Source organism: Microbacterium awajiense, assembly GCF_039536545.1.
In the GTDB taxonomy this organism is placed as follows: domain Bacteria; phylum Actinomycetota; class Actinomycetes; order Actinomycetales; family Microbacteriaceae; genus Microbacterium; species Microbacterium awajiense.
In genome coordinates this window covers 874,028-895,964 of record NZ_BAAAYU010000005.1, presented here as the reverse complement: position 1 = coordinate 895,964, position 21,937 = coordinate 874,028, and the positions used below count along the sequence as shown (strand labels likewise).

Sequence of the window (21,937 nt, the reverse complement as noted above, 5' to 3'; positions counted from 1 at the left end):
GGTGCACCGCTGGTCGCATTGGCGGGCGTCGCGGCGGGATCGAGACGGAACGGACCGGTGACGGTGAACGCGTCGCGCCCCCACAGGCTGTGGAACGGCAGGTAGGCGTGCCGGGCGGCGCCGACCGCGACGCTCGCGGGACCGGTGATCAGACGCACGGTCATACGCGGACTCCTTCGGTCAGGATCAGCTCGGGCACCACGGCGCCTGGCAACGGACGGCGGAGCGGCCGCAGGAAGCCGAACACCAATGCCACCGGCACGAAGCCCGCCAGCGCGACGCCCACGACGAGCGCGGCAGACGTCGGCACGAGCGACAGGACCAGCGGCGCGAGCACCAGAACGGCGGCGACGACCGCGGTCGCCCCGGGCCGGAAGACCATGAGGAGCACCGCACGTCGGAGCACCGGACCCGCGGGGCGATCGTCCACCCCGAGCACCAGCGCGACGACGAACGTGGCCGTGCCGACCGCGACGGCGATCGCGAACAGCATCCCTCGCGCCATTCCCGCCGTCGTCGTCGCCGCCCAGGCGATGAGCATCGTCGTGGCCATGCCGGCCGCGACGGGGATGCTCCGGCGGAAGCCTCCCCGCACGTCGGCGCTGAAGGCGCTGAAGGTGACGGCTTCGCCCTCCTGCAGCATCCGACGCGCTGCGGCGACCGCGGCGACGGTGGCGGGGGCGAGCCCCACGAGCGTGATGGCCCACACCGCCCACGAGAGGAACAGCGTCACCAACGAGGCGTAGACGGTGAGGATGCGGAACCACCGGGGGTCGGTCATCCTTTCACCCCTCCCTCGACGAGCCCGCGGATGAAGTACCGCTGCAGGCACAGGAAGATGATGACGATCGGGACGACGATCACCATCGCCCCGGCGAGCATGAGGTCGTACGCCTGCAGGCCCTCGTCGGTCGCCCGAAGTGCGTACACCCCGACCACGAGCGTCCGCTGCGCGGCGTCGCCCAAGGTGAACACGTAGGGGATCTGGAAGTTGTTCCACGCCATCTGGAACGACAGGATCAGGATGGTCACGACGATCGGCCGAAGCAGGGGGAACACGATGCCCCAGAACGTGCGCCACAGCCCGGCGCCATCGACCTTCGCGGCGTCTTCGATCTCTTGCGGGAGGGTCTGCGCGAACGCGCGCACCAGGAACGTGTGGATCACGGCGATGCCCGACACCTCGACGAGGATGACGCCCCACAGGTTGTCGAGGCCGAGCTGCTGGGCGATGATGAACCGCGGATAGAGCGTGGCGGTTCCCACCCCAAGGAACAGGACGGCGCCGAAGGTGATCTCGATCGCCCGCGACCCGATGACGAGTCTGCGAGCGAGCAGGTACCCGAGCATCGCAGACCCGAGCACGTTGAGGATCACCACGCCGACGGCGACGAGCACCGAGTTCGCGAAGTACTGGGCGAAGTCGCCGACCTCCCACACGCGCTCGTAGTTCTCGAAGGTCCACTGCTCGGGAAGAAGCTGGGATCCCGAGCTCAGCAGTTCACGCTGCGACTTGAACGATGCGAAGAACGCGTAGGCCAGCGGTGTGAGCGTCAGCAGTGCGGCGCCGATGAGGATGACGTAGCTGACCGTGACGCGGCCCGCACGGCGCAGGCGATAGTTCGGAGCCATCAACGACCTGCCTTCGGGTTCGCGTCGCGATTGCGGCTCAGCCAGAGATAGGCGACGGAGATGATGGCGATGATGATGCTCGACACGACCGCCAGCGCCGAGCCGTAGCCGTACTGCGGCGCTCGGGTGGTGCCGAAGTAGTACTCGAAGAGATAGGTGAACATCACCTCGGTCTGTCCGGCGGGGCCGCCGTTGGTCAGGGTCTTGACGAGGTCGAACGAGCGCATGGTGAAGACGATCGACAGCATCATGACCACGCGCATGATCGGCGCGAGCATCGGAAGGGTGATGAGGCGGAATCGCTGCCAGGGGCCTGCCCCGTCCATCTCGGCGCTCTCGTACAGCTCGCCCGGGATGGTCTGAAGCCCGACGATGAAGAAGACGGTGTTGATGCCGAACCCCGACCAGACGCCGACCATGATCAGCGCGATCATCGCCGTGGTGCCGTTGCCGAGCCAGTCGACGTCGGACTGGAGGATTCCGATGCCCTGGAGCAGTTCGTTGATGACGCCGTTGTTGGGGCGGAAGAGGAAGTAGAAGATGACGCCGACGACGGCCAGCGAGATGACCTCGGGGATGAAGTAGACCGTGCGGAACGCCCCCGCGCCGCGGATGCGACCGCTCACGACCACGGCCAGCAGCAGGGCCAGCGGGATCTGGATCGCGATGATGCCCACTGCGAGCACCAGGGTGTTGATGACGGACTGCCACCATGAGGCGTCGCCCATGAGGTCTTCGTAGTTCTCGAGGCCGATCCACTCGGGCGGACGGAAGCCGTTGAACGAGGTGAAGCTCAGGAAGACGACGTAGACGATCGGGACGAGCGAGAAGACGATGAACGGCAGCAGCACCGGCAGCGACATCGCCGTGGCGAGCAGGCGCTCTCGCAGGGGTGCGGTGCCGGCGCGGCGTCGAGCCCGTTTGGGTGGGCTCTGCCGGACGCGCTCGGCGGGCCGGGTGAGCTCGGTGACCATGGTTCTCCTCGGTGCTGGTGCCTGGCACGGCTGCGGGTTCCGCCGTCGGGTGCGACGGAACCCGCAGCCGATGATCAGTCGATGATCAGCCGGTGAAGTACTCGCCGTCGAGGTCGCCGTCGGCGACGGCCTCGTCGTACGCCTCCTGGTACTTCACCTGGATCTCGGCGAGCGCGCCCTCGATGTCCTCGTCGCCCAGGATGAGCCGCTGGATCACCTGGATGTACGTCTCGCCCTGGATCTCGAGATCGGGCGCCGGCGACAGCGGCCACTGCGTGTCGGCCTCGGTCGGCCAGTACGAGCGCGTGAAGTCGGAGATGTCGGTGATGGCACCGGCGTCGAAGTCGCTGCGCATGGGCAGGGCGAGTCCTGCCTGCACGAGCTCGGCGGCGAGTTCGTTCGACGCCAGCTCTTCGATCACGGCCGCGGCCGCAGCCGGGTACTCGGTGCCGGCGAACGCGCCGAACGGACCACCCGAGTTGAACGTGCCTCGCACGCTGGTCGCGCCGTCGGGCACCGGCACGGACGCCGCGCCCCAGTTCTCGACCGCCTCGGGGTAATCGGCCACGATGCTCGACTGGTAGCCGGCGATGTACATGGCGATCTGTCCTTCGCCGAAGGCGCTGAGCATGGGCCCGCCGTCGAGCGAGCTCGCACCGGGGAACGCCCACTCCTTCTCGATCATCTCGCGGGCCAGTTCGACGACCGGCGTGTACTCGGTGAACACGAATTCGCCGGCCTCACGGTCGAACAGACCCGGCGAGGCGAGCACGTCGGAGGTGGTCGAAATCGTGGGCTCGAGGATCCAGGTCGTCAGGGCGACCCACGCGAGCGGCAGTCCGAAGCACGAGATGCCGTCCAGCTCGGAGATCGCCTCGCAGGCGTCCCGCAGCTCATCGAACGTGGTGGGGGGCGCTTCGGGGTCGAGGCCGGCCTGCTCGAAGATCTCCTTGTTGTACGTCAGCCGCACGGGGTTCGCGGTGGTCGGCACGCCGTAGAGGTGTCCGTCGATCGAGATCGGGCCGTTCTCGACGAACTCCGAGCCGTAGACGTCGAGCAGCTCCTGGCTGAGCAGGCCCTCGAGTTCGAGCAGGTATCCGGCCTGCATGAGGTTGCGCGGGGAGCTCAGCTGGAAGACGTCCGGGGCGTTGCCGGTGGTCATCGCCAGCTGGACGGTGTTCTGGTACTGGTCCTGCGGATGGATCTCGATGTCGAGAGCGATGCCCTCTTCCTCGGCCCAGTCGAGCATGTACTCCTGGATGGGCTCGGCGGCGCCACTGGAGCTGATCCAGAGCGTGAGTTCGGCGCCCTCCTCGGGAGCCTCCGCTTCAGGTGCCGCGCTGCTGCAGCCGGCGAGGATGATCGCCGTGCTCGCCGCCGCTGCACCCGCCGCGAGCATGCGTCGGCTTCGAAGCGCTCGCCGCGGGGAGCGTGAACCGGTGGTGCCCGATGACTTCATTGTCTGTCCTCTCACTGACATCGCTGTGTGTGAATTCCAGCACTCCTCGGTGGGTGCCTTCACACATGATGCGACTCCTCGACGAATTAGTCAAACTCTACCGATAATTTATTTTCGTCCGTCCACTACTGTGGCATCGAGGAGGAGTACGAAGCCGTGAGGGAACCCCGGACTGCGCTGACCCCGCTGATGCGGTCGGTGCGCGATCGCCACGTCGAGAGCATCCTCCGCGTGCTGCTGCAAGGCGACTGCGGGCGAAAAGAGCTCGGGCGACGCACCGGCATCAGCTTCACCACCATCACTCGGCTGACGACGCTGCTGCTCGATGCGGGGATCATCGCCGAACGTCCCCGCACGACCGCGACACGTGCGGGTCGCGGTCGCCCCGAGGTCCCTCTCGGCATCCCCGATGACGGGAAGGTCGTGATCGGGTGCCACATCGCACGCGACGTCGTCCACGCCGGCGCATTCAGCCTGCGCGGGGAGCCGCTGTTCGCGCTCACCGCGCCGACGCCCGAGGGCTCTGCGGACGACACGCTCGCGGCCGCCCGCGACCTGGTGAGCGCGGTGCAGTCGGAGTACGACCCCGAACGGGTGCTGGCCGTCGGCGTCAGCACCGGTGGCGTGATCGACCACGAGTCGGGCCGGCTCATCCGCAGCCCGCTGTTCCCGTGGAGCGACGTCGACATGCGCACGCCATTGGCGCAGACCACCGGGATGCCGATCATCGTCGACTCGACCGTCCGCTCGTTCGCGCTCGAACGCCTCTGGTGGGCCGACGAGGCGCCGGATTCGCTGCTCGTCGTGTTCGTCGGCGGCGTCATCGCTTCGGCGATGATCGTCGACCGCCACCTGCACCGGGGTCCGGGCGCGATGGCCGGCGACGTCTCGCACCTGCCGGTGCCGGGTGGCCCCGGGTTCCGCTGCCCGTGCGGCGCGCTGGACTGCGCCGGCGTCGCCGTCACGGCCGATGCGATCCTTCGACAGGCGAAGGCTCGCGGCATCCTGCCCGCCGACGCCGACCTCACGGCGCTGACGCCGGAAGACCCGGACGCACCCGCCGGGATCCGTGAGCTGTTCCGGGTGCGCGCCGAGCGTCTCGGCGACCTCGTCGCTCGACTCATCGCGGTCATCGGTCCCGACGTGACCGTCATCGCCGGAAACATCGGCACCGACGACGACGCCCGCCTGTGCCTCGCCACAGCGCGGCAGCGCAGCATCGCGACGACGGGGGCTGATCCCGACATCGAGCTGTCGCGGCTCACGCCGGCGGAGTGGCTGAGAGGTGCTGCGGCGATGGCACTGGACGCGTTCCTGCGCAGCCCCACATCGTTCTCGAGAGATCTGCTGGAGTAGTCCTCACCGATTTAGTCGTGCTCTTGACACTAATACCCGCCGTGCGACACCATGCCACAGGACGGCGCAGGACGGCGTCGTCCTGTCAGTCGCAAAGGAGCAGCATGACCAAGGACACTCCATCGATCCCTGCCGGCGTCGGAATCAGCCGTCGCGGCATCCTCGCGCTGGGAGGCGGGCTCGCCGGAGCCGCCGCGCTGGCCGCCCTCGACCCGCGGCAGGCTCGTGCCGCGATGACACCCGCCGCCGCATCCTTCGTCAACACGGGTGCCCGCGCGGCGGCGACCGCAAGCCACTATCCGGCAGCGGCGTTCATGCACGTGAACCCGGGGGCGAAGTTCATCGACATCACCAAGGTCGAGGAGTCGTTGGGTGCTCCTGCCGGCACGAACGCGGTCGCGGGGGACCCCAGTGTGGACTGCGCCGTCGCCTTCAACTACATCCTCGACTGGTACGCCGCGAAGCTTCGCGCCCTGCCGGATGTGCGAGACGCGCAGAACCGCGTCGACCTGAGCTACGCGATCTATGTGCCGGAGGGAACCTTCCATGTGCACAGCACGATCCAGTACTCCGGCCCCGTCATCACCATCCCCAACAGCGCCGTGCTCTCGGCGTGGATCCACATGCGCATCCTCGGCGCGCACCGCGATCGCAGCGTCATCCGACTGGTCGACGGCGCGACGGGGTTCGGCGCCGGCGAGCAGCGGGCGGTCATCGACTACTCGCAGGCCGCGACATTCGACAACTGGTCGGCGCAGAACATCCTGCGCGATGTCACGGTGCACACCGGCAGTGGGAACCCCGGGGCGATCGCCGTCGACTTCTTCGGGGCGAACAACGCGGCGATCGACCGCGTTGCGATCGTCAGCGGGGACGGGCAGGGCGTCGCGGGCCTGCAGTTCCCGATCGGCATCACGTCGGGCTACTACAGCGACATCCTCGTCGACGGGTTCGACTACGGCATCGAGATGCGCGAGTACCACTTCATCAGTCCGACGATGGAGCACATCACGGTGCGCAACCAGCGCGTCGCCGGGGTCCTCGTGGGCGATTGCCTGCCCACACTGCGCGACCTGGTCAGCGAGAACTCCGTCCCCGCCGTGCAGATCGTCGGCGCCGGCGCCCACGTCGTCCTCATCGACAGCGCACTGCGCGGCGGATCTGCCACGACACCGGCGATCGACTTCCAGACCGGACACCTGTTCGCCCGCAACGTCGAGTCCCAGGGCTACCGTTCGACGATCGAGCAGGGTTCGACGACGCTGGTGCGCGGCGCCGTCGACGAGTACGTGTCGGGGCCGGTCTTCCGCTTCGACGAACACGGCGAGTCGCGATCGATGGGCCTGAAGATCGAAGAGATCCCGGATGCCCCGTGGCCCGCCCACCGCGATTGGGCGAATGTCGACGACTACGGCGCCGCCGGCGCCGAGGGCACCGACGACACCGCCGCGATCCAGGCCGCCCTCAATTCGGGGCGCACCGTCGTCTATTTCCCGAAGCAGGCGTATTGGGTGTCGGGCACCCTCCAGGTGCCCCCGCAGGTCGAGCGCATCGAAGGCACCTTCTCGTCGATCCTGAGCACGAGCGGCGAGCCGATCTTCCGTGTGGCCAGCGGGGGGCGCGGCAAGCCGCTCACCATCATCGACCTGCACCGCTCGGGCGGCCCCAATTCGGCCGTGGACGGCACCGCGGTGCCGCTCGTCGACCACGCGATGCCCCGCACGCTGTCGTTGCGCAACATCCGCACCGGCGGCGCTCTCGGCGGCCAGCTCTATCGGGGTCGAGCCCAGGGTCGCGGTGGAGACCTCTTCTTCACCAACACCAACGGCCACAAGGCCCCGACGGGCGAACTGCGCAACCAGAAGGTCTGGATGCGGTGGGAGAACACCGAGGCCAAGGACGTCGCCAACCACCCCATCGGCGCCGGGGCCGAGGTGTGGGTGCTCGGCTACAAGGTCGAGGGCGGCACGCAGAACTTCACCGTGGCACCGGGCGCCAAGCTCGAGGTGCTGGGCGGGGTCTGCAACAGCTACGCGCCGACGTCGTTCGGCTCGGGCGCAGAGGATGTGGCGTTCATCGGCACAGGTGGCGAGATGACGCTGGTGCTCGCGAGCAACGGGCAGGATGCTCCGCACCCCGAGCCTGCCAACGCACCGCAGTTCCACACGGTGCTGCGCGACACCGACGGCACCACGACCAAGGAGATCATGTGGGATGAGCTTCCCGAGCGAACGGGACGCCGTCACCAGTGGGTGATCCCGCTCTACGTGCACCGCACCGCGTAGTCGTCCTCTGACCGAGGACGTCAGGACGATGGGCACGGGCCCCCGGCAGCACTGTGCGCCGGGGGCCCGTGCCCGTCGCGCGAACCCGTCACGCAGTCGCCGCCGCGACCGGTCGCGCGTGCGCGAGCGCCCAGGCGAGCGCGTGGTCGGCGACGGCCTCCCACCCGGGCGCGCCACACGTCCAATGGTCGCGGCCTTCGAACTCGTAGTACTCGGTGAGCGCGGGCGACTTGCCCCAGTGCTTCGCGTTCGACTTGTTCACCGCCGGCGGCATGATGTGATCCTCGCTCCCACCGATGAACAGCAGCGGCGCTCGGTCGACCGAGTAGTCGACCCATGTCTCCTGGTGCCCGGGCTGGAAGTTGGCGAGGAGCCCGTACGCCCACACCCAGTTTCCGGGCGCCGGGATCGCGTAGCGCGTGTGGACGGCATCCGACTGTTCACGCGTGAGCGTGTTGGTGAACGCGTAGTGCCACTCGTCGGGCGTGAAGCCGACCGCGCGGTGGTAGTTGGCGGGATTCTTGAGGGCCGGGAACAGCGACCGCGCTTGCGAGAGCGGCGTGACCCGCACTCCCTCGGTGGGCGCGGAGTCGATGACCACGCCGGCCGCGCCGAGCCCGCGTGCAAGCAGCATCTGTGTCAGCAGGCCGCCGAACGAGTGGCCCATGATGATCGGCGGCTTCGGCAGCGCCTCGACGACGCCGGCGAGATGGGCGATCGTCTCGGGAACGGTCAGGTTCGCGATGATGTCGGTGTTCTCGCGCAGGGCTTCGACCTCGATCTCGAGTCCTGGGTAGCCAGGGGTGATCACCCGGTACCCCTGCGACTCGTATCGAGCCTTCCACTCCTCCCAGCTGCGCGGAGTGACCCACAGCCCGTGGATCAGCACGATGGTGTCGGGTGCGTCGGTGGTGCTCATGGCATTCGCCTTTCGTTCGGTGGATGGATGCGGGGACTCAGACGTCGAGGAAGTCGAGCAGGTCGCGATGCAGGCGCTCGCGGGCGGTGTCGGGCAGGCCGTGCGCGCCGCCCTCGTAGACGAGCAGGCGCGCGTCGGGTATGAGGTCGGCCGAGAGCCGGCCGCTGATCTCGAAGGGCACGATCTGGTCGTCGTCGCCGTGGATGACGAGCGTCGGCACGTCGATGGCCGCGAGGTCGGGGCGGAAGTCGGTCGCACTGAATGCGGCGATGCACTCGTAGGCGTTGCGGGTGCCCGAGGCGAGGCCCTGCAGCCAGAACGCGTCGCGCGTGCCCTGCGGCACGTCGGCGGTGCGGTTGTGGCCGAAGAAGGGTCCGTCTGCGAGGTCGCGGTACAGCTGCGATCGGTTCGCGGCTTCACCGGCGCGGAGGTCGTCGAAGACGTCGATCGGCAGCCCGCCCGGGTTGTCGTCGGTGCGCAGCATGAGCGGGGGCACGGCCGACACCAGCACGACCTTCGCGACGCGTCCGCTGCCGTGGCGGCCGACGTAGTGGGCGATCTCACCTCCGCCGGTGGAGTGGCCGATGAGGGCGAGCCCGGTGAGATCGAGTCGGTCGATGAGGCACGCGAGGTCGTCCGCGTACGTGTCCATCTCGTTGCCGTGCCACGTCTGGGTCGACCGGCCATGCCCTCGGCGGTCGTGCGCGATCACCCGATGACCGTGGTCGGCGAGGAACAGCGCCGTGGCCTCCCAGGCGTCCGAGTTCAGGGGCCAGCCATGGCTCAGCAGCACGGGGGATCCCCCGGCGCCCCAGTCCTTGTAGAAGATCCGGGCGCCGTCGTCGGCGGTCACGAAGGGCATGGCATCCTCCTGCGGTCGTACGGATGAGTGAAGGATGCTCCCCGCCCCGCGGGTCGCGCACCACGTGAAGCTCGTAGTCCGCCGCGCGTTCCCGCGACCACGTGGAGGCGCGCAGAGGCGGCTCTGTTGCGGATCGGCGCGCAGCAGTACCGTGATCGCATCGACGACACCCGGATGCTGGGGCGCGCCGCGGAACTCGATCGCCTCCGCGCGCTCTTCTCGGGTGCCCGCAACGGCGTGGGCGGCGCCCTCCTCGTCGAAGGCGACCCGGGGATCGGCAAGACCACATTGATCGACGAGGCACTGGCCGACCAGAGTTGGCTGCGGGTGATCCGCGCGCAGGGCGTCGATGTCGAGGCCGCGATCCCGTATGGCGCGCTGCAGCGTCTCGGCCGCGCGCTCTCGGGATACGCGGAAGACATCCCCGAGACACAGCGGGCGGCGCTTCGGGTCGCGGTAGGGCTCGACGACGGCAACCCGCCGCAGACCCCGCTCGTCGGGCTCGGCACGCTCTCGGTGCTCGCACGTGCCGCAGACGACAAGCCGACGGTCTGCATCGTCGACGATGCCCAGCAGGTCGACGCCGAGTCGCTGCTGGTCATCGGCTTCGTCGCGCGGCGGCTGTCGGCCGAGTCGGCGTGCGTCGTGGTCGCCAGTCGACCGGACGAGCGGGTCGCGAGACTGCTGGCGGGTGTGCCCCGGCTCGAGCTCGGAGGGCTCGACGGCGAGGACGCCGCCGTGCTGCTGCGCGGTGCGGTCGACGGCGAGCTCGACCCGACGATCGCGGCCGACTACGTCCAGTACACCGGCGGCAACCCGCTCGCCCTGCGAGAGCTCGCCGCAGAGTGGTCGGCGGACGAGCTCACCGCGTCGGCACTGGCGCACTCCCCGGTTCCGATTGGCCGCCGCCTGGACCAGATCTACTCCGCACGGCTGTCGGAGCTGCCCGAGCAGACGCGCGCCTGGCTGCTCCTGGCGGCGACCGAGTCGACCGGCGACCTCGAGGCCGTGGGCCATGCCGCTGCCGAGGTCGGCGTCGACCCCGCCTCGTACCGGCCGGCCGAGGCCATCGACTTCGTGACCGTGAGGGACCAGGTCACGTTCCGGCATCCACTGATCCGGTCGGCCGTCTATGCGGCCGCCGGCTCTGACGAGCGCCGTCGCGCCCACCGTGCGCTCAGCCTGCACGCGCGCGAAAACGACCGGATCGAGCTCGCGGCGTGGCACGCGGCGGCGGCTGTCGACGGCCTCGATCCTCAGGTCGCCGATGAGGTCGCCGCGGCCGCCGATCTGGCCGCATCCCGTGGCGGCGTCCTCTCGCGCGCGCATCTGATGGCCCGTGCCGCTGAACTCACGCCCGACCGCAGGCTGCGCAGTGAGCGCGCCCTCGCCGCCGCCGAGGCGGCACTCAGCGCCGGGGCCGGAACCCTTGCGCTGCGATTGGTCGCGAACGCCGAGGTCGACGTGCTCGGTGCGGTCGGCCGCGGTCGGCGCCTCATCGTCGAGGCGATGTGCGGCCTGTACCTCGCCGATCCGACGATCCTGCGCGGCGGGCTCTCGATGCTGCTGCAAGCAGCCGCGTTGCTGCGCGACTCGGCCCCCGAGGTGGCGCGGCGCGCACTGCTGCTCGCTGTCAACAACGCCACCGTGACCGAGGACCGGGCGACGGATGCCGAGATCGGCGACCTGGCCCGGGCGATCCGCTCGCTTCCGTCGGCCGACGATCCGGCGTCGCTCGTGCTGCATGGCGTCAGCGCGTTCATCCTCGATCCGTACCCCGATGCGGTTCCGTCGTTGCGCGCGGCACTGGCCGCGCTGGAGACCCTCGGCGACGAGCAGGTACTCGAGTTCGCCTTCTCGGTCACGGTGCCGAGTATCGCGCTGTGGGACTGGGATGCGGCATCCCGCCTGCTGCGCCGCGTCGCCGACGTCGGCCGACGCATCGGCGCGCTGCGTGAGGCCGATGGTGCGTTGTGGACCCTCAGCGCCGTCGAGCTGTCGCGCACGAACCCGGCGCTCGCGGCCACGTACATCGATCAGTCGCAGGAGCTGCGTCGGGCGCTCGGTTCGGTCGACGACCAGGCGGTCAATGCCGCCCTCATGGCCTGGCAGGGTGTTCCGCTGCCGATCGTCGAGCAGGTGACGCACGCGATCAACGAAGCCGGCTGGGGAGGCATCGCGCGGATGGCGCACGCCGCCATCGCGATCCAGGAGATCGCCGCCGGCGAGTACGCTCAGGCGTTCGAGCGCCTCACCCCGCTCGTGCGTCATCCCTTCATGCAGGCCGGCTTTTTCTACCGTGCCGATTACGTCGAAGCGGCGGCGCGCAGCGGCAACCTCGCCGCGGCGCGTGCGGCCACCGACCAGATCTCGCAGTTCGCCGAGACGAGCGGGTCACCCGCCGCGCTCGGTCACCTCGAACGTGCCCGCGCCCTGCTCGCCGACGACAGCGGCGCCGAGGCCCATTATGTCGAGTCGGTGAGGCTGCTCGACACTCCGGGGCACCGGGGGGATGCCGCGCGCACCCGGCTGCTTCATGGCGAGTGGCTGCGACGTCAGCGGCGCCGCAGCGACGCGCGGATCGAGCTGCGGAGTGCGCTCGACACGTTCGAGTTGCAGGGTGCGACCGCCTTCGCCGAGCGCGCTCGGCGCGAGCTGCTCGCGGCCGGTGCCACAGCCGTTCAGGGTGCCGTCAGCGAGCCGCTTCTCACCGCGCAGGAGACCGAGGTCGCGCGCCTGGCGGCGGCCGGCGCGACCAACGCCGAGATCGGGGCGACACTGTTCATCAGTGCGAACACGGTCGACTATCACCTGCGCAAGGTGTTCCGGAAGCTCGGAGTGGCGTCGCGCCGCCAGCTCGCCGACCGGCTCGCAGACGACGCCTGATGTCCCGGCCACATGCCACAATCGCCCCGTGAGCACCCCCCTCGAAGAACTCCTGACACGCGCCGTCGACGACGGCATGATCCCGGGCGCTGTCGCGGCGGTCGGGCGCCCCGATGCCGACCCCGAGTTCGTCGCCGTGGGCGCGGCGTGGGTCGGTGGGCCGCCGATGCGCCCCGACGCGATCTTCCGCATCCAGTCCATGACGAAGGCGGTCACCGCGGTGGCGACCCTACGCCTCGTCGAAGCGAAGCGATTGCGTCTCGACGACCCCGTCGAGCGGTGGCTGCCGGAGCTCGCCGACCGGCGGGTGCTGATCACGCCCGACGCCGATCTCGCCGACACGGTGCCGGCGGTCCGCCCGATCACTGTGCGCCACCTGCTCACCAACATGAGCGGCTACGGGATGGTGGTCGAGTCCCCCCTGATGCACGCGATGCAGGCGAACGGAACCTATGCCGGCCCCGAGCCCGTCTCACTCGGGGCCGACGAATGGCTTGCACGGCTCGCCGAGCTTCCGCTCGCCTTCCAGCCCGGCGACGGCTGGCGGTACCACCAGTCGTTCGGGATCCTCGGCATTCTGCTCTCACGCATCACCGGCATGCCCCTCGGCCGGCACCTGCGCGAGGAGCTGTTCGAGCCTCTCGGCATGATCGACACGGACTTCACGGTGCCCCCCGACCGCGCGGATCGACTTCCTGCCGCCTATTCGCATTCCGCCGACGGCATGGTCGAGACGGAACCGGCCGTCGGCGGTTTCTACGTGGGTGATCCGCCGTTCGACGTCAGCCATGCCGAGCTCGTCTCGACCGCCGCCGACTACCTGCGCCTCCTGCGAATGCTGGCGCGCGGCGGCGAGACCGACGGAGTGAGGATGCTGACACCCGAACACGTCAGGATGATGACCACCGATCAGGTTCCGGCCGCGGCGAAGACACCCGACAGCTTCTTTCCCGGATTCTGGGAGGGAATGGGGTGGGGGTTCGGTGTCGGCGTGCAGACGAACGGCGCCCACGCGGGGCGCTGGGGCTGGTCCGGAGGTCTCGGCACCGACTTCCGGGTCGATCCGGACGGTACCGCGGCCGTTCTGCTCACGCAGGTCGAACTCGGCGAGCGGACGATGCCCCTGCTGGCTTCCTTCCAGCAGGTCTCGCCCGGGTGAGGTGCTGCGCGGGAGTCAGGCCGCTGCGGGTCGAGTGCGCGCCCAGCGGCTCATCTCGCGGGTGAACAGCACGGCGAAGACCGTCCAGACGCCGAGGTCGTCGACGAAGCCGAGGGGACCGAGCACGAGTTCGGGGATGAGGTCGATGGGGGCCACGGTGTAGACCACAGCGGCGATCGCAGCGACCCACGTGGTCGGCGCCACGCGGTGCTCACGGTTCTTGACCGCCTTGAGGAAGTTCAACCACATGCATCCCAGTGTGCGCGACGATCCGCCGATCAGCCCTCGTTTCCGGCGGATCCCCAGGTTGTCGCAGATATCCGCCAGCCTGCGCGACGCGCGTCAGGGCTCGTGCAGCGCCCTGACAAGCCGTGCGGGCGCGGTGACGCGACGCACCCGGCCTGCAGACCCGCCGGGCATCGTCAGTCGAACCGGGTCGTCGCGAGGCGGTGGAGCATCAGGGCGACATCGAGGCGGGTACGGCCCGACGGTGTGAGCGGGTCGAAGCCGAGGGATCCCGGCAGATCTTGCAGACGTGCGCCCAGGGTCGAATGGTGAACTCCCGCCCGCGCTGCGAGGCTGCGCTGGCTCTCGCCGTCGGCGAGCGCCCGCAGAAGGGGGAGGGTCCAGTGACCCGCGGCGAGCGTCTCCACGACCGCGACGTCGGGGTGCGGTTCGGCCCGCTCGTCCTCGATCTCGGCGAGGACGAGCAGGGGTCCGAGCTCCGCCGCGTCGACCACCGTGCAGCCGGCATGGGCGAGGCGCAGGGCGACGAGCGCCGAACGCCACGACGCATGAACATCCGCGGGAGACCGCGCGACTGTGCCGATGCCGCACGGCGCAGTCCCGCGGACGGGCTCCCTGCTCAACACCGCGCGCACCGTCCCGAACCGCGAGGTCACGATCGCCGAAGCCGCCGGCGCCCTCACGGGCGCCGTCACCGGAACCGCCAGCGCGTACACGCCCGCGTGAGCCGCCAACGACAGCCGATGCGCGGCCTCGTCGCGCTCGGCGTCCGACGTGTCGCCCGACACCAGCACCTCGACCGCCCGGCGGGAGGGGGCCGAGGTGTCGACCCGGGTGGAGAGGATCGACAGCCCGATGGCCAGGCGCTCGAGCACCATCGCGTCGTTCGCGTGCTCCGGGCCCTCGCGCTCGAGCCACACGACGTCGCCGGCTCCCGTTGTCGCGAAGGCCCAGTCGTCGGACGGTCCCGGGTGAAGGTCCTCGCCCTGCGAGCCGAATCGGCGGCCTGCGGCATCCGACCCCTTGCGGTATCCGATGGGCGCGCCCGAGAGGACCGCCGCGCCGCGCAGCATCACGTCCGCGCTGACACGACCGTCGACGAGACGATCGAAGTAGGCGATCACCTTGAGCGTCTCACTCGCTTCGGGGTCGAGTGCACTCAGGCGTCCCACGAGTTCTTTCATCGGGTCTCCCCTGACACCGTGTGCGTCCCACCCTAGGACGAGCGGGACGCACACGCAGGGCGATCAGGCGTCGAGCATGCGCGCGAGCCAGCGGTTGCGGACGTCGTTCGCCACCTGGCTGACGCGGGCGTGAGGCGCCATGATGTCGAATCCGTGGAAGCCACCCGCCCACACGTGCAGTTCGGCCGTGCCGCCCGCCGCCCATACCCGCGAGGCGAACGCGACGTCCTCGTCGCGGAACACTTCGGCGCTGCCGACGTCGATGAACAGCGGAGGCAGCCCCGAGAGGTCCTCGGCGCGGGCCGGTGCGGCGTAGATCGACACGTGCTCAGTGCCACGGCGGTCACCGAGAAGGGCCGTCCAACCGGTCTCGTTGGCCGTGCGATCCCACACACCGCACCCGTCGATCTGGCGAGCGGAGATCGAGTCGTTGCGGTCATCGATCATGGGGCAGATCAGCGCAGCCGCGTGGAGCTTCGGCCCCTGGCGGTCGCGCGCGAGCAACGTCGTTCCGGCGGCGAGGCCGCCCCCGGCACTGCCGCCGGCGATGATCATCCGCTCGGGATCGATGCCGAGTTCGGCAGCGTTCTCGGCGGTCCAGACGAGCCCGGCGTAGCAGTCCTCGACGGGCACCGGGTCGGGGAACTCTGGCGCGAGACGGTAGTCGACCGACACGATCACCGCACCATGACTCACGAGATAGGGCAGGAACATGCCGACCCCGGCGAGCTGGTCGCCGACGATCATGCCGCCGCCGTGCGTGTGATAGATGCCGGGGCCGACTCCGGTGTTGTCAGGATGCCGGAAGATCGAGATCAGAATCTCGGCGCCGTCGTAGCCGGGGATAGTGCGGTCTTCACGCACGGCCCCGATCGCGCCCATCTGCTCGTCGAGACCGAGGTCCAAGGGCGTCTCGCGCATCGCCGGGATCATCTCGGGGGTGATGCTCGACGGCATCGTCGCTGAGATCAGTTCGAGCGCGGCACCGAGTTCGGCGTCGAACGGCGGTGCGGGCGGGGTCGTGACTGCGGGGGTGGACATGTGACCTCCTTTGGTCGGGATGCCGCTTCCGTGCGGCGTGCATCGATCCTTCGCCGTACGCCGGGTTGCCGCGACCGACGCGTGCGGCGCATTCGCGGCTCGAGATCCGCCAACCGGCGGATCGGTTCGCAGGGCGTCGCACGTGCCGTCACACTACGGGACTGCGGCGGTCCGAGCCGTGGCGCCCTGCGCCCGACGATGCCATGATCGGCGTATGGACTCCGCACAGGAGTACTTCGACCTGGGCGCGCATCGACGACCGGTGGGCACCGCATCCGAGACCGCCCAACTCTGGTTCGACCGCGGGCTGAATTGGACCTACGGGTTCAACCACGAAGAGGCGGCCGCGTGCTTCCGTGCCGCGATCGAGGCCGACCCCGGCTGCGTGATGGCGTATTGGGGCCTCGCGTACACGCTCGGTCCGAACTACAACAAGCCGTGGGAGGCGTTCGATCCCGACGAACTCGGCGATGTCGTGCATCTCACGCACGAGGCCGTCGACACCGCGCTGGGTCTGATCGAGGCACCGGGTGTCGTCGACATCGACCCCATCGAAGCGTCGCTCGTGCGCGCCCTGCGGCACCGGTATCCGCAGGATGTGCCGGCCGAGGATTGCGCGATCTGGAACCCGCCCTACGCCGAGGCGATGGCCGAGGTCTACGCGCAGTGTCCGGACGACCTGGACGTCGCGACACTGTATGCCGATGCGCTCATGAACCTCACACCGTGGGAGCTGTGGGATCTGCGCACGGGTGAGCCTGCTCCCGGCTCGAGGGCCCTCGACGCCCGTCAGGTCCTCGACCGCGCGCTCTCGCTGCCGGGAGGCACGGAGCATCCCGGAGTCCTGCACCTCTATATCCACCTCATGGAGATGTCCTCGGTGCCGGAGGAGGCTCTCGTCGTGGCCGACCGCCTGCGCGGACTCGTGCCCGACGCCGGTCATCTGCAGCACATGCCCACGCACCTCGACGTGCTGTGCGGCGACTACCGCCGCGTGGTCGAGGGCAACACCGAGGCGATCCGCGCGGACGATCGCTTCGTCGCGCGTCGCGGGGCGATGAACTTCTACACGCTCTACCGTGCGCACGACCACCACTTCCGCATCTACGGCGCGATGTTCCTCGGACAGTCGCAGGTCGCGCTCGAGGCCGCAGACGCGTTGGAGCGCGCGATCCCCGACGACCTGCTCCGCGTGGAGTCGCCCCCGATGGCGGACTGGCTCGAGGGCTTCCTCGCGATGCGGGTGCATGTGCTCATCCGGTTCGGTCGGTGGCACGACATCCTGGCGCTGGAGCTTCCGGAGGATGCCACGCTCTACGCGACGACCACCGCGATGATCCGCTACGCCAGGGGCGTGGCCGCCGCTGCGCTCGGGCTGATCGAGGACGCCGACCGCGAGCGCGCATCCTTCCTGACGGCGAAGTCCGCCGTGCCCGAGACGCGCATGCTCTTCAACAACACCTGCCGCGACATACTCGAGGTCGCCGACGCCATGCAGGCGGGCGAGATCGCCTACCGCAAGGGTGACATCGATGACGCCTTCGGCGAGCTGCGCCGTGCGATCGACCTCGACGACGATCTGCCCTACGACGAGCCGTGGGGTTGGATGCAGCCGACACGGCATGCCTACGGTGCGCTGCTGCTCGAGCAGGGCCGTATCGGCGAGGCCGCCCGCGTGTACGAGGCGGACCTGGGCATTTCGGACGAGCTGCCGCGGGCGCTGCAGCATCCCGGCAACGTCTGGGCCCTGCACGGCTACCACGAGAGCCTTTGCGCGCTCGGTCGTCACGACGAATCGCGCATCATCGAGCGGCAGCTGACCCTCGCGCGGGCATTGGCCGACGTCGAGATCGAGGCCTCGTGCTTCTGCCGGCTGGAGGTCGGCGAAGACCGCACCGCGCATCAGCACCACCACGGTCACGACGCCCACCACCACGGGCACCACCACAACGGTCACGAACCGCACCTCGGCTGAGCCGTCGCGCCCGGCGCGCCCCGTGGTCACCGGACGTTCACGCGGACTTCCCCAGCGCGTTCACCCTCCACCGGCAGGCCGGTCGTCCGCCCCTCCTAGCGTCGGAAACCCACCCCGACTGCACGGCGGACCCGCCGCCGTGCGCCGACGAGAGGATTCCCCCCATGAGCAGACGCCGATCGCGAGCCACCACGGCCGCCCTGGGCGCCGTACTCTGCACCGCGCTGGCCTTGCCGCTCGCGCCCGCCGTCGCCGCCGAGCCGGTGACGACGTCGGTCACCGACGCCGTCGGTGACCTCCCCCTGCTGTCCGACCCCTTCCTCCAGCTCCCCACCGCCGATGGGGTCCGGGTGGTCTGGACGACCGAGTACGCCGGCTCGAAGAACGTCGCTCTCGTGGGCGAGGCCGTGGCCGAGCTGACCGTCGACGAGGCGCGCGCAGCGGCATCCGGCAAGAAGTTCCGTGGCGTCAGCGTGTTCGTCGCCGAGACGACGCAATTCTCGCGGCTGGCCGAGGACGCGTCCTCGCGCATCCCCGACGCAGAGCGCCCCGCTGCGGCCGACGGCATCGTCGCGCGCGACGTCTGGCGCCACGAGTCGACCGTGAGCGGCCTCACCGCGGGCACGCGTACGCCGTACCGCGTCGTGTCGATCGACGGAGAGGGTACCGCCGTGTCGGGCACGTTCTCGCTGGCTCCGACGCCGCGGCTCGGCGACGACGTGCGCGTGCTCATCACCAGCGACCACCAGGCGATGGCGAACACTCCCGCGAATCTGCAGAAGGCCGCCGAGACCATCGGCGACATCGACGCCGTGTTCCTCGCCGGCGACCTGGTCAACCACCCCGACCGCGCGTCGGAGTGGTTCGACGACACGCGTGGCAGCTCGTTCTTCGCAGCGCTCCAGGGCAACGGCGGCCGTGTCGACAACAACGGCGTGCAGGAGTACGTCGGCGGAGAGATCGTGCAGAACGCGCCGCTGTTCCCGGCGGTGGGCAACCACGAAGTGCAGGGTCGCGTCGACGGCGTGACCTCGATCGGCTCGTCGTTCGGCGCCCCCGTGCCCGTCGAGGTCGCCGAAGCGCAGTACGAGCTGGTCGCCGCGCAGGTGAACCCGACCGGGAGCGCCGCGGTCAAGGCGCAGTGGATCGAGGACAACTCGTTCAGCACCACCACCTACGAGGAGATGTTCACGCTGCCCGACGACTCGCCCGGCGGCGAGACGTACTACGCGGTGACGTTCGGCGACATCCGCCTCGTCTCGCTGTATTCCACCCGCATCTGGCGCGGCACGGGGGCGCAGGCCGACCCCGCCGTCCGCACCGTCAACACCCGCTACCAGGAGGCCGCCCGCACCCTCGATGCTCCGCTCGAACAGGGATACGGCGAATTCGTGTTCGAGTCGCTCGAAGCGGGCACTCCCCAGTACGAGTGGCTGAAGGACGAGCTGGCGAGCGACGAGTTCCAGGATGCTCGCTTCCAGATCGTGATGCTGCACGAGGGGCCGCAGGGCCTCGGCGACAACGTCATGCCGCACTTCGCGAACCCCGTGCGCATCGAAGAGACCGATGCCGCGGGCAACGTGATCGGCGTGCGCTACGAGTACCCGGCCGAGGACAACATGCTGCTCGGCGACCTGTCGCCGCTCCTGGAAGAGGCGGGCGTCGATCTCGTCCACAACGGCCACTCGCACCTGTGGAACCGGTTCGAGTCCGAGAACGGCGTCAACTACCTCGAGACGTCGAACACCGGCAACAGCTATGGCGCGTACCACCCGCTGAGCGGGCGTTCGCGGCCGATCCCGCCGGCGCCGTGGGATGCCTCGAACTATCTCGCCCAGGGCAACCCCGGTGGGCTCGAGGCGATCGTGCCGAACGTCTCGCCGTTCCTCGCCGCCGATGGCACGCCGCAGCCGTTCGTCCAGTCGAACGACCTCGCGGTGTTCGCCATGCTCGACACGGGTGCGAACGAACTCGTCTCGTACGCGTACGACGTGCGCACGCCTGACGTCGATCCCTGGATCATCGACCGGTTCTCGCTCGGTGAGCCCGAGCCCGACCTCGTCGACGTGTCGATCGACGCGGTCTGCGCCGGTCCGAACACGCGCCTGACGGTCGAGGTCGCGAACACGTTCGACGTTCGCGTGTCGGCCGAGATCGAGTCGGTCTACGGCGACGCGCGCGTTGCGTCGGTCAAGCCCGGCGCCTCGAAGTCGGCGAACATCGTGACGCGCGAGGGTGCGACCGCGGGCGAACTGACGGTCGTGGCCAGCGCGACGGTCGACGGCGAGACGATCACCGAGATCGAGACGGTGCCGTTCGACGGCATCACCTGCGGCCGCTGACGCGCACCGCGTGACGGAGGGGGCGGCTTCCGCCTCCTCCGTCACTACGTCGGCCGTGGCGTCACCCGCCCGCGTCGCGCAGAGCGGCCGCCAAGTCGGCGACGCGAGCGTGCTCCGCGGCCATGCCGGCATTGCGGATGCGTGGGTCGTCGGAGGCTCCGGTGCGGATCATGTCGTCGAGGTATCGCCGGTCACGGTCGACCCGCTCGAGGCGTCGGAGCCGACCGTCCCGTGGCCGGGGATGACGACGGATGCCTGAGCCGCGAACGGCGCGAGCGCATCCAGCGCACTGAGGTAGGCGGGCAGGTCGTCGGGATCGAACGGCAACGGCAGCTCGATGTCGCTGAGCATGTCGCCGGCGATGAGCACACGCTGGTCGGTCAACCAGACCGCGGTGTGTCCGGGAGCGTGGCCGTCGTGCACGATAAGCGTCGCCTCCACTCCGGCAGGCAGGGATTCGTCGGGGATGGCATCTCCGCAGCCGGCCACCCGGCCCGTGAGGTCGACCAGTTCGGCGGGAACCTCCGCCCCGAGCTCGTCGACCAGCGCCTCGCGCTCCTCGACCGCGAGCGCGGCGGTCGTGTCGGACGCCCATCGGGGAGCGTCGCCGAAGCCCGGGTGCCACAGCAGGTGGTCGTGGTGCGCGTGGGTGGCGAAGCCTCCGATCACCTCCAGCCGGCGTTGCCGCAGCTCGGTGGCGAGCGCGCCGAGCTCGTCGGGCATCCACGCGGGATCGACGAGCAGCGCACGGTCGTCGCCGAGGATCGCCGTCGACGTCGTGGACATGATGCGGCTCGTCGCGACCAGCACCCGTGACGCAACCTCGACCAGCATGCTTCGACCGTCTCCTCGCGTCGCTGACGTCAGTCTGCCCAGCCGGCCGACCGTCGACAAGGGCGGCCTTCAATCGGCGGTGTCGGTCCACGCCGCGATGTCGACACCGTGGTTGTCGGGCGACGCGAGCGACCAGAAGGCGGGTGCGTGCGCGTCGCTGACCAGTCGACCGCCCGCCGCGAGCGCGGCATCCACTCGCGCCCGAGCCTGATCGGCCGGTACGAAGACGTCGAAGTGCGTGCGACCGCGTCGGGCCGCGTCGCCGGTGATGGGGTTGAACGCGAGCTGAGGTCCGCACCGCAGCGGATCGACGGCATCCGTCTCGCCGAGCGGTTCGTAGCCGAGCGCGGCGAGGAAGAACGGTCGTACGTCGGCTTCCGAGTGCTGGGCGACGTAGACGCCGACCGACTGCGCACGTGTCGGGTCGGCGCGAAGGCCGAGCAGAGCGGCCGCATGCGATACAGCGGCGGCGAACCGAGGAGCGGCCGCCGGGATGCCGTCGAACGTGCGCAGCGGCACGCGCACGACCACACCCTCGGCGCGGACGTCGACGTCGGGCTCGACGGCGAAGCGATCGGCCGCGGTCACGACGGGAGCGACGAGTTCTGCTGCGTCCGCGAATGAGTTCGCAGCGAACACGGCCTGCGGTCCGGTGCCCGTCACGCGCCAGTCCGACACCCCGGGCGCTCGATGGAACTCCGCCGCCGTGATCCAGCCCGTCGTGTCGGCCGATTCGTCCATGCGTGCCCCCTCGACGTCACCATAGGGCCGTGCCGCCTTCGG

The 21,937-nt window shown here is 69.7% G+C and carries 17 protein-coding genes; 6 read left to right on the top strand and 11 right to left on the bottom strand.

Going from position 1 to position 21,937, the window contains the following annotated elements; all coding sequences use genetic code 11:
- Positions 1 to 160: 160 nt before the first annotated feature.
- The 4 genes from ABD663_RS10900 to ABD663_RS10885 all read right to left on the bottom strand — a co-directional run bounded on the left by ABD663_RS10900 (position 161) and on the right by ABD663_RS10885 (position 4,005).
- Positions 161 to 781, bottom strand: coding sequence for a hypothetical protein (locus ABD663_RS10900; RefSeq protein WP_344738399.1), 621 nt, complete (start codon positions 779 to 781; stop codon positions 161 to 163).
- Entirely contained in the window at positions 778 to 1,632 is an 855-nt protein-coding gene (locus tag ABD663_RS10895) for a carbohydrate ABC transporter permease (protein WP_344738398.1), read from the bottom strand. The genes ABD663_RS10900 and ABD663_RS10895 overlap by 4 nt, the downstream gene beginning before the upstream one ends.
- On the bottom strand, positions 1,632 to 2,606 hold the full coding sequence (locus tag ABD663_RS10890) for a carbohydrate ABC transporter permease (RefSeq protein ID WP_344738396.1): 975 nt from the start codon (positions 2,604 to 2,606) through the stop codon (positions 1,632 to 1,634). The genes ABD663_RS10895 and ABD663_RS10890 overlap by 1 nt, the downstream gene beginning before the upstream one ends.
- Positions 2,607 to 2,691: 85 nt before the next feature.
- Positions 2,692 to 4,005 (bottom strand): ABC transporter substrate-binding protein, encoded by a 1,314-nt coding sequence (locus tag ABD663_RS10885; protein WP_344738395.1) that lies wholly within the window; start codon positions 4,003 to 4,005, stop codon positions 2,692 to 2,694.
- 216 nt (positions 4,006 to 4,221) lie between these two features.
- Here ABD663_RS10885 and ABD663_RS10880 point away from each other — a divergent pair, with 216 nt between their 5' ends.
- Both ABD663_RS10880 and ABD663_RS10875 read left to right on the top strand, forming a co-directional pair.
- The gene (locus tag ABD663_RS10880; protein ID WP_344738394.1) at positions 4,222 to 5,421 is read left to right on the top strand and encodes an ROK family protein; all 1,200 of its coding nucleotides are present in this window, start codon (positions 4,222 to 4,224) and stop codon (positions 5,419 to 5,421) included.
- A gap of 104 nt (positions 5,422 to 5,525) precedes the next feature.
- The gene (locus tag ABD663_RS10875) at positions 5,526 to 7,706 is read left to right on the top strand and encodes a glycosyl hydrolase family 28-related protein (protein ID WP_344738393.1); all 2,181 of its coding nucleotides are present in this window, start codon (positions 5,526 to 5,528) and stop codon (positions 7,704 to 7,706) included.
- Between the two features lie 88 nt (positions 7,707 to 7,794).
- On the opposite strand, the gene ABD663_RS10870 is transcribed toward ABD663_RS10875, so the two are convergent.
- Positions 7,795 to 8,625, bottom strand: a complete 831-nt coding sequence (locus ABD663_RS10870) for an alpha/beta hydrolase (RefSeq protein ID WP_344738391.1) — start codon at positions 8,623 to 8,625, stop codon at positions 7,795 to 7,797.
- Positions 8,626 to 8,662: 37 nt separating this feature from the next.
- The gene (locus ABD663_RS10865; RefSeq protein WP_344738389.1) at positions 8,663 to 9,487 is read right to left on the bottom strand and encodes an alpha/beta fold hydrolase; all 825 of its coding nucleotides are present in this window, start codon (positions 9,485 to 9,487) and stop codon (positions 8,663 to 8,665) included.
- Between the two features lie 126 nt (positions 9,488 to 9,613).
- Between ABD663_RS10865 and ABD663_RS10860 the strand changes: the two genes are divergently transcribed.
- Positions 9,614 to 12,373 carry an AAA family ATPase gene (locus ABD663_RS10860; protein WP_344738387.1) on the top strand — a complete coding sequence of 920 codons (2,760 nt, stop codon included), beginning with the start codon at positions 9,614 to 9,616 and terminating at the stop codon, positions 12,371 to 12,373.
- 28 nt (positions 12,374 to 12,401) lie between these two features.
- The gene (locus ABD663_RS10855) at positions 12,402 to 13,532 is read left to right on the top strand and encodes a serine hydrolase domain-containing protein (protein WP_344738385.1); all 1,131 of its coding nucleotides are present in this window, start codon (positions 12,402 to 12,404) and stop codon (positions 13,530 to 13,532) included.
- A 15-nt stretch (positions 13,533 to 13,547) separates the two neighbouring features.
- Here ABD663_RS10855 and ABD663_RS10850 read toward each other — a convergent pair whose 3' ends face one another.
- The 3 genes from ABD663_RS10850 to ABD663_RS10840 form a co-directional block, all read right to left on the bottom strand.
- Positions 13,548 to 13,781 carry a YkvA family protein gene (locus ABD663_RS10850; RefSeq protein ID WP_344738383.1) on the bottom strand — a complete coding sequence of 78 codons (234 nt, stop codon included), beginning with the start codon at positions 13,779 to 13,781 and terminating at the stop codon, positions 13,548 to 13,550.
- Positions 13,782 to 13,954: 173 nt separating this feature from the next.
- Complete coding sequence (locus ABD663_RS10845; RefSeq protein ID WP_344738381.1) at positions 13,955 to 14,962, bottom strand: helix-turn-helix domain-containing protein; 1,008 nt, start codon at positions 14,960 to 14,962, stop codon at positions 13,955 to 13,957.
- Positions 14,963 to 15,025: 63 nt separating this feature from the next.
- Positions 15,026 to 16,003: an alpha/beta hydrolase gene (locus ABD663_RS10840; RefSeq protein ID WP_344738379.1), complete on the bottom strand. Its 978-nt coding sequence runs from the start codon at positions 16,001 to 16,003 to the stop codon at positions 15,026 to 15,028.
- A 214-nt stretch (positions 16,004 to 16,217) separates the two neighbouring features.
- Here ABD663_RS10840 and ABD663_RS10835 point away from each other — a divergent pair, with 214 nt between their 5' ends.
- Positions 16,218 to 17,978 carry a tetratricopeptide repeat protein gene (locus ABD663_RS10835; RefSeq protein WP_344738377.1) on the top strand — a complete coding sequence of 587 codons (1,761 nt, stop codon included), beginning with the start codon at positions 16,218 to 16,220 and terminating at the stop codon, positions 17,976 to 17,978.
- A gap of 164 nt (positions 17,979 to 18,142) precedes the next feature.
- Positions 18,143 to 20,320, top strand: a complete 2,178-nt coding sequence (locus ABD663_RS10830) for a metallophosphoesterase family protein (RefSeq protein ID WP_344738375.1) — start codon at positions 18,143 to 18,145, stop codon at positions 20,318 to 20,320.
- A gap of 168 nt (positions 20,321 to 20,488) precedes the next feature.
- On the opposite strand, the gene ABD663_RS10825 is transcribed toward ABD663_RS10830, so the two are convergent.
- On the bottom strand, positions 20,489 to 21,154 hold the full coding sequence (locus ABD663_RS10825) for an MBL fold metallo-hydrolase (protein WP_344738373.1): 666 nt from the start codon (positions 21,152 to 21,154) through the stop codon (positions 20,489 to 20,491).
- Between the two features lie 69 nt (positions 21,155 to 21,223).
- Entirely contained in the window at positions 21,224 to 21,895 is a 672-nt protein-coding gene (locus ABD663_RS10820; protein ID WP_344738371.1) for a VOC family protein, read from the bottom strand.
- Positions 21,896 to 21,937: the final 42 nt, after the last annotated feature.